The organism is Arthrobacter sp. zg-Y1171 (genome assembly GCF_025244845.1).
Taxonomy (GTDB): Bacteria; Actinomycetota; Actinomycetes; order Actinomycetales; family Micrococcaceae; genus Arthrobacter_B.
In genome coordinates, this window is sequence record NZ_CP104264.1 from 1,927,925 (window position 1) to 1,942,194 (window position 14,270).

14 protein-coding genes are annotated in these 14,270 nt (G+C 66.8%); 1 reads left to right on the plus strand and 13 read right to left on the minus strand.

What is annotated here, in order from left to right; all coding sequences use genetic code 11:
- Positions 1-34: 34 nt before the first annotated feature.
- Genes N2L00_RS08990 through pyrR form a run of 4 tightly spaced genes read right to left on the minus strand, consistent with a single transcriptional unit; the run spans position 35 to position 3,451 of the window.
- Positions 35-550 carry a hypothetical protein gene (locus N2L00_RS08990; RefSeq protein ID WP_255766317.1) on the minus strand — a complete coding sequence of 172 codons (516 nt, stop codon included), beginning with the start codon at positions 548-550 and terminating at the stop codon, positions 35-37.
- Positions 550-1,878: a dihydroorotase gene (locus N2L00_RS08995; protein WP_255766318.1), complete on the minus strand. Its 1,329-nt coding sequence runs from the start codon at positions 1,876-1,878 to the stop codon at positions 550-552. Before N2L00_RS08995 ends, N2L00_RS08990 begins: the two co-directional genes overlap by 1 nt.
- Positions 1,875-2,870, minus strand: coding sequence for an aspartate carbamoyltransferase catalytic subunit (locus N2L00_RS09000; protein ID WP_255862946.1), 996 nt, complete (start codon positions 2,868-2,870; stop codon positions 1,875-1,877). The genes N2L00_RS08995 and N2L00_RS09000 overlap by 4 nt, the downstream gene beginning before the upstream one ends.
- Positions 2,867-3,451, minus strand: a complete 585-nt coding sequence (gene pyrR / locus N2L00_RS09005) for a bifunctional pyr operon transcriptional regulator/uracil phosphoribosyltransferase PyrR (protein ID WP_255766320.1) — start codon at positions 3,449-3,451, stop codon at positions 2,867-2,869. The genes N2L00_RS09000 and pyrR overlap by 4 nt, the downstream gene beginning before the upstream one ends.
- A 146-nt stretch (positions 3,452-3,597) precedes the next feature.
- Here pyrR and N2L00_RS09010 point away from each other — a divergent pair, with 146 nt between their 5' ends.
- The gene (locus N2L00_RS09010; RefSeq protein ID WP_255862945.1) at positions 3,598-4,815 is read left to right on the plus strand and encodes a PrsW family intramembrane metalloprotease; all 1,218 of its coding nucleotides are present in this window, start codon (positions 3,598-3,600) and stop codon (positions 4,813-4,815) included.
- A 63-nt stretch (positions 4,816-4,878) separates the two neighbouring features.
- Here N2L00_RS09010 and nusB read toward each other — a convergent pair whose 3' ends face one another.
- The 9 genes from nusB to alaS form a co-directional block, all read right to left on the minus strand.
- A complete protein-coding gene (gene nusB / locus N2L00_RS09015) occupies positions 4,879-5,289 on the minus strand; it encodes a transcription antitermination factor NusB (protein ID WP_227921364.1) in 411 nt (136 codons plus the stop codon).
- The gene (gene efp, locus N2L00_RS09020; protein WP_227911484.1) at positions 5,286-5,849 is read right to left on the minus strand and encodes an elongation factor P; all 564 of its coding nucleotides are present in this window, start codon (positions 5,847-5,849) and stop codon (positions 5,286-5,288) included. The genes nusB and efp overlap by 4 nt, the downstream gene beginning before the upstream one ends.
- 99 nt (positions 5,850-5,948) lie before the next feature.
- Positions 5,949-7,070: a 3-dehydroquinate synthase gene (aroB, locus tag N2L00_RS09025; protein WP_255862944.1), complete on the minus strand. Its 1,122-nt coding sequence runs from the start codon at positions 7,068-7,070 to the stop codon at positions 5,949-5,951.
- Positions 7,071-7,613 carry a shikimate kinase gene (locus tag N2L00_RS09030; RefSeq protein WP_255766323.1) on the minus strand — a complete coding sequence of 181 codons (543 nt, stop codon included), beginning with the start codon at positions 7,611-7,613 and terminating at the stop codon, positions 7,071-7,073.
- Entirely contained in the window at positions 7,603-8,811 is a 1,209-nt protein-coding gene (aroC, locus tag N2L00_RS09035; protein WP_255862943.1) for a chorismate synthase, read from the minus strand. The genes N2L00_RS09030 and aroC overlap by 11 nt, the downstream gene beginning before the upstream one ends.
- A gap of 32 nt (positions 8,812-8,843) precedes the next feature.
- Positions 8,844-9,713, minus strand: coding sequence for a shikimate dehydrogenase (locus N2L00_RS09040; protein WP_255862942.1), 870 nt, complete (start codon positions 9,711-9,713; stop codon positions 8,844-8,846).
- Positions 9,714-9,715: 2 nt separating this feature from the next.
- On the minus strand, positions 9,716-10,927 hold the full coding sequence (gene mltG / locus N2L00_RS09045) for an endolytic transglycosylase MltG (protein WP_255766327.1): 1,212 nt from the start codon (positions 10,925-10,927) through the stop codon (positions 9,716-9,718).
- Positions 10,924-11,541: a Holliday junction resolvase RuvX gene (gene ruvX / locus N2L00_RS09050; protein WP_370646996.1), complete on the minus strand. Its 618-nt coding sequence runs from the start codon at positions 11,539-11,541 to the stop codon at positions 10,924-10,926. Before ruvX ends, mltG begins: the two co-directional genes overlap by 4 nt.
- A complete protein-coding gene (gene alaS, locus N2L00_RS09055; RefSeq protein WP_255862941.1) occupies positions 11,498-14,191 on the minus strand; it encodes an alanine--tRNA ligase in 2,694 nt (897 codons plus the stop codon). The genes ruvX and alaS overlap by 44 nt, the downstream gene beginning before the upstream one ends.
- Positions 14,192-14,270 lie beyond the last annotated feature (79 nt).

Below are 14,270 nucleotides of genomic sequence, written 5' to 3' on the forward strand. Positions count from 1 at the left end.
ACGGCGGGCGTGGGGTTGATGGTTTCGTGAACTGTCACAGTTGTTCCTCGCTAGGGGTGGCCGATTCCGGCAGAAGTTCGGTAATGGCGCGGACAAGGGGAGTCTTCTCATCCGAGGAGCGGGTACGGAAGCCGGTATCCACGCGCTTGGGGCCCAGCTGCCAGGTCACAATCACCAATCCGTCCTTTTCGACGAATTTTCCGGCTATGCCGCGCTCCAGGCGGACGCCGTGCAGGTCCTGCCGCGGAATCCAGAGGTCGTCGGCACCGGAACGGGCAAACAGCACGCCTTCGGGGAAAACCGCCGCGGTGGCGTTGGACTTTACGCCCAGGCCGTAGAGTGCCACGCGGTCCAGCCAGTCACCGGCGGTGGTGGTGGCGACGTATTGGCCGAGTGCCTGGAAGCCCGGATCAGAGAGTTCGTCCGGCAGGGGCAGGGGGCGGGGCGTGTCCTGCTGGCGGCGTCGTCGGCCGCGCCAGCCCAGGGCGAACAGGCCCAGGACCACGACGATAAGGGCGGCCAGGCCCAGGAAGAAAAAGACCAGTTCCATCAGGATTCCTTTGCGGCAGCGGGGTGGGGCGTGTTCAGTCTGCCGTTCAGGACGGTGGGGTGGCCGGCGTAGAAAACCGCTTCGACTCCACCGGGCAGTTCCAGTCCGGCAAACGGACTGTTGCGTCCCTTGCTAGCCATCTTAGAAGGGTCGACCCTCCTTCGCGCAGACGGGTCCACCAATATGACGTTGGCCGGTTCGCCGGCGGCAAGGGGCCTGCCTTGGCCCGCCACCCGGCCGATCAGCGCAGGGGTGGAAGAGGTGACCCGGGCGAAACCTGCCCAGTCCATCAGCCCCGTGTCGATCATGGCGTGCTGCACCACGGACAGCGCGGTCTCCAGGCCGGTCATGCCCATGGCCGCCGTCGCCCACTCGCCTTCCTTGTGTTCGCTGGGATGCGGGGCGTGGTCGGTGCCGACAATATCGATGGTGCCGTCGGCGAGGCCGCGGCGGACCGCCTGCACATCCGCTTCGGTGCGCAGGGGCGGGTTCACCTTGTAGACCGGATCGTAGGTGCGGACCAGTTCGTCGGTGAGCAGCAGATGGTGGGGGGTAACCTCGGCGGTAACCCGGATGCCGCGTTCCTTGGCCCACCGGATGATTTCCACCGACCCGGCGGTGGACAGGTGGCAGACATGCAGGCGGGAGCCCGTGTGCCGTGCCAGCAGGACGTCGCGGGCGATGATGGATTCCTCGGCGACGGCGGGCCAGCCGGCCAGTCCGAGGACGGCGCTGACTTCGCCTTCGTTCATCTGTGCCCCCTCGGTGAGGCGGGGCTCCTGCGCGTGCTGGGCAACGACGCCGTCGAACGCCTTCACATATTCCAGCGCACGGCGCATCAGCACCGGGTCCGAAACGCACTTGCCGTCGTCGGAAAACACCCGCACCCGGGCCCGGGAGTCGGCCATCGCGCCGAGTTCCGCCAGCTGCCGGCCTTCCAGGCCTACCGTGACCGCCCCGACGGGACGCACGTCCACCCAGCCGGCCCGCTCCCCCAGGCTGAGGACCTGTTCCACCACGCCGGCGGTGTCTGCAACCGGCATGCTGTTGGCCATGGCGTGTACGGCGGTGAAGCCGCCGAGTGCCGCGGCACGGGTGCCGGTCTCTACGGTTTCGGCGTCTTCCCGGCCGGGTTCGCGCAGGTGCGTGTGCAGGTCCACCATGCCGGGCAGGGCGATCAGGCCCTCCGCCTCGACCACGGCGGCGCCGGGAGGCACCGGCAGTTCAGGGGCGACGGCGGTGATGGTGCCGTCTTCGATGCGGATATCCGCACGTTCGGTGCCGAGCAGTGACGCTCCGCGGATCAGATAGGTGCCGGTAGTGCTCATCGGGGCTGCTCCTGCTGGGTACGGGGGGTGCTGTTCTCTCCGGAGAGCAGCAGGTAAAGGGCGGCCATCCGCACCGAAACGCCGTTGCGGACCTGGTCCAGGACGGTCGAGCGGGGCGAATCAGCGGCACGGGCGGAAATTTCCAGCCCGCGGTTCATCGGACCGGGGTGCATGATGATGGTGTCCGTCAGGCCCAGGGTGTCCAGCCGGTCGAGGCGGACGTCGTCCAGGCCCCAGCGGCGGGAATACTCGCGGACGGAGGGGAAGAAGGCAGATTGCATCCGTTCCCCCTGCACCCGCAGCATCATGACGGCATCCGGCCGGGTCGCCAGTGCCTCGTCCAGGTCGTAACTGACGGTGCAGGGCCAGGATTCGACGCCGAACGGCAGCAGCGTGGGCGGTGCAACCAGGGTGACTTCCGCGCCCAGTGTCCGAAGCAGCCACAGATCCGAGCGGGCGACCCGCGAATGCAGCACGTCCCCGGCAATCACCACCTTCATTCCGGCCAGGTCGGTGCCGGTGGATTCCGTACCGTGCAGCCGCGCCCAGTGCCGTCGCATGGTGAAGGCATCCAGCAGCGCCTGGGTGGGGTGTTCGTGCGTGCCGTCCCCGGCGTTGAGAACTGCGGCATCTATCCAGCCCGAGGACGCCAGCCGCGCCGGCGCGCCGGAGGAACCGTGCCGAATCACTACGGCGTCGGCACCCATGGCAGCCAGCGTCTGTGCAGTGTCCTTCAGTGATTCGCCCTTGGAGACCGACGATCCCTTGGCGGAGAAATTGATGACGTCGGCGGACAGCCGTTTCGCGGCCGCCTCAAAGGAGATGCGCGTGCGGGTGGAGTCCTCGAAGAAGAGGTTCACCACGGTGCGCCCGCGCAGGGCCGGAAGCTTCTTTACTTCCCGTTCCCCTACTGCGGCCATCTGCTCTGCCGTATCCAGGATGGCCAGGGCGTCGGACCGGCTGAGGTCCAGCGTGGACAGGAGGTGCCTCATGCAGTGCCCTCGATGACCACTTCGTCTGTGGCCGCTTCACCCGTGGCCGCGCTGTCGCTTTCGGCCAGCCGGACCCGGACCTGTTCGATGGATGCGGTGGGCAGGTTCTTGCCCACATGGTCTGCCCGGATGGGCAGTTCGCGGTGGCCGCGGTCCACGAGCACTGCCAGCCGGACGATGCGCGGCCGGCCCAGGTCCACGAGGGCATCGAGCGCGGAACGGATGGTGCGGCCGGAATACAGGACGTCGTCCACCAGCACCACCACTTTGTCGTCAATCCCGGTGACCGGGACGCGGGTGGCGTAGGGCGGCCGGGTGGGCCTGCGGGCGAGGTCGTCACGGAACATGGTGACGTCGAGCTGGCCGGTGATGGCAGCGGGATCGACGCCGGGAGCCGCCGCCGCGATCTTGGCGGCCAGGCGCTGGGCCAGCGGATAACCGCGGCGCGGGATCCCCATCAGGACCAGGTCTTCGGGACCTTTGTTGGCCTCGAGGATCTCGTAGGCAATACGCGTCAGGGCGCGGTCGATGTCAGCTGAAGACAAAACAGTACGGCTGGAAAGAGCATCTTTGGCCGTCATATTCGCTTCCTCCTTCCCCGCCTCACAGGACGGAATTTAAAGGTTGAATGCGGCACCAAGCTATCACAGGCCACGCCGCCGCCCGCTGTGTGTGACGGGATATGCCGCGGTGGAACTATCCTGTCTGCTATGAGCAGGCCCAGCGCATGAGCGCACCCGGTATCTACCCTGACCAGCAGCATCCCGCCCCTCCGGGCTACGGCGCTGCCGACGGCGCCGCACCTGTCCAGCCGTTCTGGTCCCCTCCGGCACCACGCCGGGACAAGGGCCTGGCAGCCACCGTGGTGCTGATTGCGCTCTCCTCCGTGGCCCTGGCCTGGGTGGGCATGTACCTTCTCGACGGCCTCGGCCCGCCGGCCTTCATTTTCTGCGGGCTCCTGGCGCTGGTTCCCCTGGGCATCTGCGTGCTGGGTATCTGGTGGGTGGACCGGTGGGAGCCGGAACCGCGAAGCAGCCTGGTTTTCTCGTTCCTGTGGGGTGCCGGGGTTTCGGTGGCCATCGCCCTGGTGGTTGGCCCGTACTTCACGTTTGCCCTGCTGGAGCTGGTCCCCTACGGCTCGGCGGACCTGCTGGGCGCGGTGGTCCAGGCTCCCGTAGTGGAGGAAATCGCCAAGGGCCTGGGCATCCTCCTGCTGCTGCTGGTCCGCCGGCGGATCTTTGACGGGCCGGTGGACGGCATCGTGTTTGCGGCTGCCGTGGCAGCGGGGTTCGCCTTCACGGAAAACATCCTCTATTTCGGGGCAGCGCTGCGGACAGCCGGGCCCGAGACGGTGTACGAGCTCGGGTTTATTTTCATCCTCCGCGGGCTGCTCTCCCCCTTTGCGCATGTCCTGTTCACCGCCTGCACCGGGCTCGCCCTGGGCCTGGCGGCGCGGCGTGCGGGCAACGCGTGGATCCTGCCGGCCTTCGCCATCGGATTGATTCCCGCCATTCTGGGGCACATGCTGTGGAACGGCGGTCCCGCGTTGTTTTTCGGGGACTTCTTCCTCTTCTACTTCCTGCTCCAGGTTCCGTTCTTCGGCGCGGCGGTCACCGGGGTATGGCTGCTGCGCCGCGCGGAGCAGCGCCTGACCCTGCAACGGCTTTCCGAATACGCAGCGGCGGGCTGGTTCACCCCCGCAGAAGTGCGGATGCTGGCCACCGGCGCCGGCCGCCGCCAGGCAATGGGCTGGGCACGGGCCACCGGGGCGGCACCGCACATGAAGGAGTTCATCCGGCGTGCCACCCGCCTGGCCTTGACCCGGCAGCAGATAGCCTCCGGCCGGGATGTCAGCGCCAATATGGAGTACGAGCGGACCTTGCTGGGAGAACTCACCGGCATCCGGACCACTATGCTGGCCGGGCAGGCGCTGCAGGCCAGGTGAAACGGCTGGAAACGCAGAAAAGACCGGCCCCGCGGGGCCGGTCTTTTCTGGCTTGGATCCTGCCTAGGCCAGCAGGGAGGGCTTCAGTTCCTGCAGCCGTCCGAGCAGGCCGTTGATGAAGGCCGGGGATTCGTCCGTGGAGAGCGCTTTCGCCAATTCCACGGCTTCGCTGATGGCCACTTTGTCGGGAACGTCGTCGTTGTAGAGAAGTTCCCAAGTGCCCAGGCGGAGGATGATGCGGTCCACCGAAGGCATGCGATCAAGCGTCCAGCCCTGCGAATACGTGCTCAGGAACTCATCGATCTGCTCCTGCATCGCAACCACGCCTTCCACCAGGTCCATGGTGTAGGGGTTGATGGTCTGGTCGGTCTTTTCGCGGCGGGCCCGAATGGCATCGAAGGCAGAAACCGAACGCTGTTCGGCTTCGAAAAGGACCTCCAGTGCCCGGGTCCGTGCTTTACTGCGTGCACTCACTCGTTAACGCGTCCCAGGTAGTCGCCGGTGCGGGTGTCGACCTTGACCTTGGTGCCCTGCTCCAGGAACAGGGGCACCTGGATCTCGTAGCCGGTCTCGATGGTGGCGGGCTTGGTGCCGCCGGTGGAGCGGTCGCCCTGCAGGCCCGGCTCGGTGTACGTGATCTCCATGGTGACCGACGGCGGCAGTTCGATGTACAGCGGCGAACCCTCGTGGATCGCGATGGTGACCATCATGGACTCCATCATGAAGTTCGCGTTGTCACCGACAATCTTGCCGGGGACCGTGAGCTGGTCGAAGTCGGAGGTGTCCATGAAGACGTAGTCTTCGCCGTCCTGGTACAGGTACTGGTAGTCGCGGCGGTCCACCGTGGCGGTCTCGACCTTGATGCCGGCGTTGAACGTCTTGTCCACTACCTTGCCCGAAGTCACGTTGCGCATCTTGGTACGGACGAACGCACCACCCTTGCCCGGCTTCACGTGCTGGAACTCGATGATGCTCCAGAGGTTGCCTTCAAGCTTCAGCACGGTGCCGTTCTTGATGTCGTTGGTCGTCGCCACAGTTTCTCTTCCGTTGTCCGTCTAGATATTGTTCGTCAGTCATTAGTCAAAGTGCGTTTTATTCAAGTCCGTCGACTATTCTACCCGCTCGCGCGGAACCTACAGGCTGAGGCGGATTCCGCCCTGCGGCTCGGAGGCAATCTCCTGGTAGGCCGCGAACAGCAGCGAGGTATCCGGCACCTCCAGCATGGACGGTTTGGCCAGTCCGTCCAGCACCACGAAGCGCAGCAGGTCCCCGCGGGACTTCTTGTCCCGGCGCATGCCGTCCAGCAGGGCGGACCAGCGGTCCTTGCGGTAGGTCACGGGCAGCCCCAGCGAGGAGAGGATCTCCTTGTGCCGGTCCGCGGTGGCGTCATCCAGCCGGCCCACCGTCCGTCCCAGTTCCGCAGCGAAGACCAGGCCGACGGACACTGCCGCGCCGTGCCGCCACTGGTAGCGTTCCGCCAGCTCGATGGAGTGGCCCAGGGTGTGCCCGTAGTTCAGGAATTCCCGCCGGCCGGATTCGCGCAGGTCCGAGGAGACAATCTCGGCCTTGACCCCGATGGAGCGTTCCACCAGTTCGCGGACGACGTCGGAAGCGCCGTCGGCCACTGCCTCCGGGTTCGCTTCGACCAGGTCCAGGATGGCGGGGTCGGCGATGAACCCGCATTTGATGACCTCGGCCATGCCGCTGAGCAGCTCGTTCTTGGGCAGGGTGGCCAGGGCGTCCAGGTCGGCCAGGACCCCGGCGGGCGGATGGAAAGCGCCCACGAGGTTCTTGCCTTCAGCCGTGTTGATGGCGGTCTTGCCGCCCACGGCCGCGTCCACCATGCCCAGCAGGGACGTGGGGATGTGCACCACTTTGATGCCTCGCAGCCAGGTGGCGGCCACGAAGCCGGCCACGTCGGTGACCGCCCCGCCGCCGACGGCGACAATGGCATCGGACCGGGTGAAATCGTTCTGGCCCAGGACCTGCCAGCAGAAGGACGCCACCTGGATGTGCTTGCCCTCTTCGGCGTCCGGGATTTCCGCGGTGACGGCGGTCAGGCCCGTGGCGGCGAGTTCATCGCGTACGGTATCGCCGGTGGTGCGCAGGGCGCGCGGGTGGATCACCAGGACGCGGCGCACGCGCTCACCGAGCATGTCCGGCAGCCGGCCCAGCAGGCCGTTGCCTACGACGACGTCGTAGTTCTCTGCGGGGTTGGTGCCGGTCACCGGAATGATCGTGGGGTCGGAGGGCATCTAGTCTTCTCCTTTGATGAGGACGGAAGTCAGCCGGTCAATAATGGCCGGAACAGTAAGTCCCCTGGTGTCAATGGTGATGTCGGCCAGGGATTCGTATATGGGGCGGCGGATGTCCGCCAGCTCCTGCCAGCGCCGGACGGGGTCCGGTGCGAGCAGTGGACGGTGGCCTGCACGGGTGATCCGTGGAAGCACGGTGGCAAGGTCCGTATCCAGAAACACTACAGTGGCGCGGCCGAGCAGTTGCTGGGTCCCCGAGTCCAGCACCGCGCCCCCGCCCAGTGAAATCACCGTGGGCACCCGGGCCTCAAGGGCCGCGGCAACGGCCCGCGCTTCAACCTCGCGGAAATAGTGCTCGCCGTAGGCGCTGAAAATGCCGGCAATGGGGCCGTACCGTGCCACGACGGCCTCGTCCGTGTCCAGGAAGGGCATCCCGTGGCGGGCGGCGAACCCGCGTCCGACGACGGACTTCCCGGCGGCCATAAAGCCCATCAGGACCAGGTGCCGATCGAGCCCGCTGGACCTGCCGCTCCTAGGAGACATCGGTACCGGCGGATTCCAGCGGCTGCGGGATGGCGGCCAGGTAGGCGTGCAGGTTCCGTGCGGTTTCGGGCACGGAATCGCCGCCGAACTTCTCGATCACGGCTTCGGCCAGGACCAGCGCCACCATGGCTTCGGCAACCACACCGGCAGCGGGGACCGCGCAGACATCCGAGCGCTGGTGGTGGGCCCGGGCCGGTGCGGAGGTACTCACGTCAACGGTGCGCAGTGCCCGCGGCACGGTGGCAATGGGTTTCATTGCGGCGCGTACCCGCAGCAGTTCGCCGATGCTCATGCCGCCTTCAATGCCTCCGGCGCGGTTGCCGGAGCGGACCACCCGGCCCTCGGCATCCTGCAGGATTTCGTCGTGGGCGGCGGAGCCGCGGCGGGTGGCAGTCAGGAAACCGTCCCCTACTTCCACGCCCTTGATGGCCTGGATGCCCATCAGGGCACCGGCGATCCGGGCGTCCAGCCGGCGGTCCCAATGAACGTAGCTGCCCAGTCCCGGCGGCAGTCCGTAGGCCAGCACCTCCACCACTCCCCCGAGCGTCTCGCCCTCCTTATGGGCGGCATCGACCTCAGCCACCATGGCGGCCGAGACGCCTGCATCGAAGCAGCGCATCGGATCGGCGTCGAGCGCGTCGACGTCGGCAGGGAGCGGCAACGCCGAGTCGCCGGGCGCCATCACGCCGGCAATACCCACGGTGTGGCTGACCAGCTCAATGCCCAGCTGCTTCAGGAACGCGGAGGCCACGGCACCAAGCGCCACGCGGGTGGCGGTTTCCCTTGCGCTGGCGCGTTCCAGGACAGGACGGGCTTCGTCAAAACCGTACTTCTGCATGCCGGTGAAATCAGCATGCCCCGGACGGGGACGGGTGAGGGGCGCGTTGCGTGCAGAGTCGGCCAGGACTGCCGGGTCCACCGGATCGGCAGCCATCACCTGTTCCCACTTGGGCCACTCGGTGTTGCCGATCTCGATGGCGACGGGGCCGCCCTGGGTCTTGCCGTGGCGGACGCCGCCCAGGATGCGCACGGCATCCTGTTCAAATTTCATCCGCGCGCCGCGGCCGTAACCGAGGCGGCGGCGGGCCAGAGCCGCGGAGATGAGGGTGCTGTCCACCTCCACTCCGGCAGGGACACCTTCAACAATTCCAACCAATGCAGGGCCATGGGACTCACCGGCGGTCAACCAACGCAACATGCTTTCAATACTGCCATGCCCGGCGGGGGCGTTCAGCGCCGCGGTATTCGCACGGCGTCACACATGGCGTTTATGACGCCGGGTTCATCGAAGAACGCGTCCGCAGTAAACAGCTTTACCTGCTCCACGGCCTGGTAGAGCAGCATCTCGATGCCCGGCACCACCGTTCCGCCGAACCCGGACCAGACGGACGCGATCCGGCTTGGCCAGGGGTCGTACGCGGCATCCAGGAGGATGGCGTCCTGCCGGACTTCGGAGATTGCGTCCGCGAGGCCGTCGGCACCGTGCGGCGGGAGGGTGCAGATGACGACGTCGGCTGCCGCGCAGGCGGCGGCTGCCTCCTCCCACGGGCGCGGGTGTACGGCAACGCCGGTTGCGCGGCCTGCCTCCAGCACCCCTGCCTGCCCGGGGGCGGGTACCGGGAAGCGGCGGGCGCAGACCACAGTTTCGGCCGGGTCCAGCCGGGCCAGTGCCGCAACAGCGGCGCACGCGGTTCCGCCTGCGCCAAGCACCACGGCGCGCGCTCCGGAACCGATTCCGGCGTACCGCAGCGCGCCGACAATGCCGGCCACATCGGTGTTGTGGCCGGTCAGGACCGTGCGGGAGCCTGTCCGGGAGAAGGTCACGGTGTTCAGCACCCCGAGGGCCTTCACCAGCGGCTCGACCTCGTCCATCTGCGCCGCCATGACCGCCTTCAGCGGCATAGTGACGGACAGACCGGTCCAGCCCGCCTGCCCGCGGAGGGAGGCCGCGAATCCCGCGGCCTCCTCAACACGGAGGTCTATTGCCTCGTAGCTGCAGTCGAACCCCAGATGGTTGTACGCAGCCCGGTGCAGCCGGGGTGACCGGGAATGGCTGATCGGATGCCCCAGCACGGCTGCGCGCCGCGGGGCGCTACCCACCGCTAACCACACCGCCCGGCTTTTTGGGTACTGCACCAGTTCTGGTATTCCTCGACGTACTTGGCGTGCTCGGCGAGGGTGGAGGAGAACTTGGTTTCGCCGCTGTCCAGGTTGACGGTGACCCAGTAGTAGTACGGGACGTCATCCGGGTTGGCCGCTGCCTCAATGGCCTCCCGGCTCGGGGAACCGATGGGACCGACGGGCAGTCCGGGGTTGGCGTAGGTGTTGTACGGGTTGGATTTGTCCGCCTTTTCCTCCGCGGTGAGTTCATAGCTCTTGCGGTTCAGGCCGTAGGTCACCGTGGCATCGGACTGGATCAGCCCGTTGGTTTCCTTGTTGTCCGGGCCCAGCCGGTTCTCGATGGAGCCGGCGACGGCGCCGTAGTCAGCCTCCCCGGCCTCGGCCTGGATGATGCTGGCCTTGGTCAGGATCCGGTACTGCTCGGCGGGATCGGTAATACCGGCCGCTTCGAGTTCAGCGAACGTGTTATCCACCATTTCGGTGATGATCTCGGTGGCGTCCTTTTCGACGTCGAACCGGTATTCGCCCGGATGCAGGTAGCCCTCAAGGCTTACGGCTTCCTCCGGCAGACCGAACTGCTGCGGGTCCGCGGCCAAGGCCTGGAACTCCGAAAGCGGGATCCGGGTGGAGGTGTTCAGGACTTCGAAGACCTCGCCCTGGCGCAGGTCGCGTGCCACTGCCGCGTAATGCACCTGGCTGCCGCCGTCCCCGAGCAGGGCATCCACGGCGGCGGAGGAGGACATCTGGTATTTCATTTCGTACGTGCCGGGCTGGATTTCCCGTCCGTCAGACTGGGCGGTGAAGGCGTTGACGAATTCCTTGGACGTGGCGACGATGTCTTCGGCTTCGAGCTTTCCGCCGATCAGCAGCGGGCCGTCACCTTCTGCCACGGTGAACGCCACGGTGCCGTTGCCTGCACCCTCGTAGTCCTGGATCTCGTTCATGCCCAGCAGGTCCCGGAGGAACATGATGAGGCCGAAAATCACGCCTGCAAACACGGCCAGCACGGTGATCATGATGATGGTGCGGCGACGGCGGCGGCGCTGCTTTTCGCGGCTCGGCCGTTGGCTCCTGCGGCTGGGAAGCTCCGAGGGCTCCTCGAAGAACACGCCCACGGGGAGAGGACTGCCGCCCTCCCGGGGCCTGCGGTCAGGCTCCGCCATGGCCGGGTACTCGGGATATCTGTGGCTCACGGCGTATTACCGCTTTCGCGCTCGATGTCCTGCGAAATTTCGAACTCCTCGGTCGGGGCCGGCATCCCGCCGCTTTCGCGGCGCGGCCGGCGCAGTGTAACCAGCTCCCCTACGTCCCGGTTCTGGGATCGTTGTGTGTCAATAGCCTGCTGCAGAATAGCCACTGCAGCCGCTTGATCAACCACTGTACGGTGATTCCGGCTGTTCATTCCAGCTTCGCGCAGGTTACGGTGCGCGGAGACCGTGGTCAGGCGTTCGTCCACCAGCCGCACCTGCTGTTCCTGGCCGGCGTCGGCCAGGGCCCGGACCAGCGCCTGCGCGTAGTCCCGGGCCATCTGGGTGGAGGCGGTTTCGCCGCCGCCCAGGCTGCGGGGCAGGCCGACAAACACTTCGACGGCACCCCGCTCCGCAGCTTCCCGGACCACCACGCGGATGTCGCTGTTTTTCTTCGCGTCCCGCTTCAGCGTCCTGACCGGCATGGCCAGGACGCCGTCGGGGTCGCTGGCTGCGAGGCCGACCCGAACCAGGCCGACGTCGACACCCAGCTTCACCCCGCGCAGACCACTCAAGTCAGCTCCGCCCGGCCACGGCTTCGCGGATCGCCGTGAGGGCATCTCCGATCCTGCCTGCATCGGAGCCGCCGCCCTGGGCGACGTCGTCCTTGCCGCCGCCGCCGCCGCCGAGCACGCCGGCAGCAACCTTGACGAGGGCACCGGCCTTGACGCCGGCACCGCGGGCACCTTCGTTGGTGGCAACAATCACCACGGGACGGTTGTTGGAGACACCGGCGACAGCCACCGCTGCGGGTTCGCTGCCCAGGCGGGAACGCAGGTCGAGGGCCAAGGTGCGCAGGTCATCCGCTCCCCCGACCTCGCCGGCGTTGTGGGCCAGGAGCCGGACGCCGTCTACGTCCACTGCGGTGCCTACGAGGGCAGCGGCGGAAGCGGCCAGCTGCTCGCGGCGCAGCTTTTCGAGTTCCTTCTCGGTGGACTTCAGCTTGGCCAGGGTGGCAGCGAGGCGGTCCGGCAGCTGCACCGAAGGGACCTTGAGCATCTCGGAGAGCTCATTCACCAGTGCCCGCTCGGCGGCGAGGTGGCGGAAGGCGTCCATACCCACGAAGGCTTCGACCCGGCGGTTGCCGGATCCGACGGACTGTTCGCCCAGCAGGGTCAGGCTGCCGATGCGGGAAGTCGAGGCCACGTGGGTGCCGCCGCAGAGTTCGCGGGACCAGTCGCCGTTCATCTCCACGACCCGCACGGTGTCACCGTAGGCTTCGCCGAACAGTGCGGTGGCGCCCAGTGCCTTGGCGTCCGCCAGGGACATGATCTTGGTCTCTACCTGGTAGTTGCTGCGGATCGCGAGGTTGGAGACCTCTTCGATTTCGGATTTCGCGGCGTCGGAGAGGCCTTCGCCCCAGGAGAAGTCGAAGCGCAGGTAGCCGGCCTTGTTGAAGGAGCCGCGCTGCAGCGCTTCCGGGCCGAGGATCTGGTGCAGGGCCGCGTGCACGATGTGCGTGCCGGAGTGCGCCTGCTCGGCCTCGTGGCGGCGCTGGGCGTCGACGGCGGCCAGCACATTGGCGCCGGCAGCGATCTCGCCTTCGCGGACAATCGCCTTGTGCACGCTCAGCCCCTTGACCGGACGCTGGACGTCCTGCACCTCGAGGACGAAGCCGTCACCGGTGATGAGGCCGGTATCGGCGGCCTGCCCGCCCGCTTCGGCGTAGAACGGCGTGGAGTCCAGCACCAGGGAGATTTCGGAACCCTGTCCGGCGTATTCCACGCGGGAGTTCCCGGAAATGATGCCGCGGACCTTCGATTCGGTCTTCAGCTCGTCGTAGCCCGTGAATACCGTGGAACCGGCGGCCAGCAGTTCGTTGAACACCGACATATCGGCGTGCCCGTGCTTCTTCCCGCGGGCATCTGCCTGGGCGCGCTTGCGCTGCTCGGACATGAGCGAGCGGAATCCGGCCTCGTCGACCTTCAGGCCCGCTTCCTCGGCCATTTCCAGCGTGAGGTCGATGGGGAAACCGTAGGTGTCGTGCAGGGCAAACGCTTCTTCGCCGCTCAACGGAGCTCCGGCGGCCTTGGAAACCTTGACGGCCTCTTCCAGGCGCTCGGTGCCGGAGGCGATGGTGCGCAGGAACGCCTTCTCCTCGGCATAGGCGATCCGGCTGATCCGGGCGAAGTCGGCTTCAACCTCGGGGTACGTGCCCTTCATGGCGTCGCGGGAGACGGGCAGCAGTTCGGGCAGCACGGCGGTGTCCACGCCCAGCAGGCGCATGGCGCGCACGGCCCGGCGGATGAGGCGGCGCAGCACGTAGCCGCGGCCTTCATTGGACGGGCTCACGCCGTCGGAAATCAACATCAGGGCGGAGCGGATATGGTCGGCAACCACGCGCATCCGGACGTCGTCCGTGTGGTGCGGGTCCGAGGGGTTTTCGGAGCTGGTGTAGGTCTTGCCGGAGAGCTCGGCGGCCTTATCCAGCACGGGACGGACCTGGTCCGTCTCGTACATGTTCTCCACGCCCTGCAGGATCATCGCCAGACGCTCGAGGCCGAGGCCCGTGTCGATGTTCTTCTGCGGCAGTTCGCCGGCCACGTCGAAGTCCGTCTTGGAGCGCACGGCGGAGAGCTGGTACTGCATAAAGACCAGGTTCCAGATCTCGATGTAGCGCGTCTCGTCTACTGCCGGGCCGCCCTCCTGGCCGTAGGCCGGGCCGCGGTCGTAGTAGATCTCGGAGCAGGGGCCGCCCGGGCCTGCCTGTCCGGTGTTCCAGTAGTTGTCCGCCTTGCCGGTCCCGATGATGCGGTCATTCGGGATGCCGATCTTGTCCCGCCAGATGGCGCGGGCTTCGTCGTCGCGCTCGTCGCCGTCCTCGTAAACGGTGACCCAGAGCCGCTGCGGGTCCAGCCCGTAACCGCCCTTCTCGACGTCGGAGGTCAGCAGTTCCCAGGCGTAGGTGATTGCTTCTTCCTTGAAGTAGTCACCGAAGGAGAAGTTGCCTGCCATCTGGAAGAAGGTGCCGTGGCGGGCGGTCTTGCCCACTTCTTCGATGTCCGCGGTGCGGATGCACTTCTGCACGCTGGTTGCCCGGCTGTACGGAGCCTTTTCGCGGGCGGTGAGGTAAGGGATGAACGGCACCATGCCGGCCACGGTGAACAGCAGCGAGGGATCGTTGGAGACGAGCGACGCCGAGGGCACCACCGTATGTCCCTTATTGCTGAAGTAATCCAGCCAGCGGCGTGCAATCTCGTGGGACTTCATGGTGCTTCTATACCCTTCCGGTAATGGTGTTTCAGCAGGCAGGTGGGACTGCGTGCGTAATGCTGTGCTGCCAGTGACG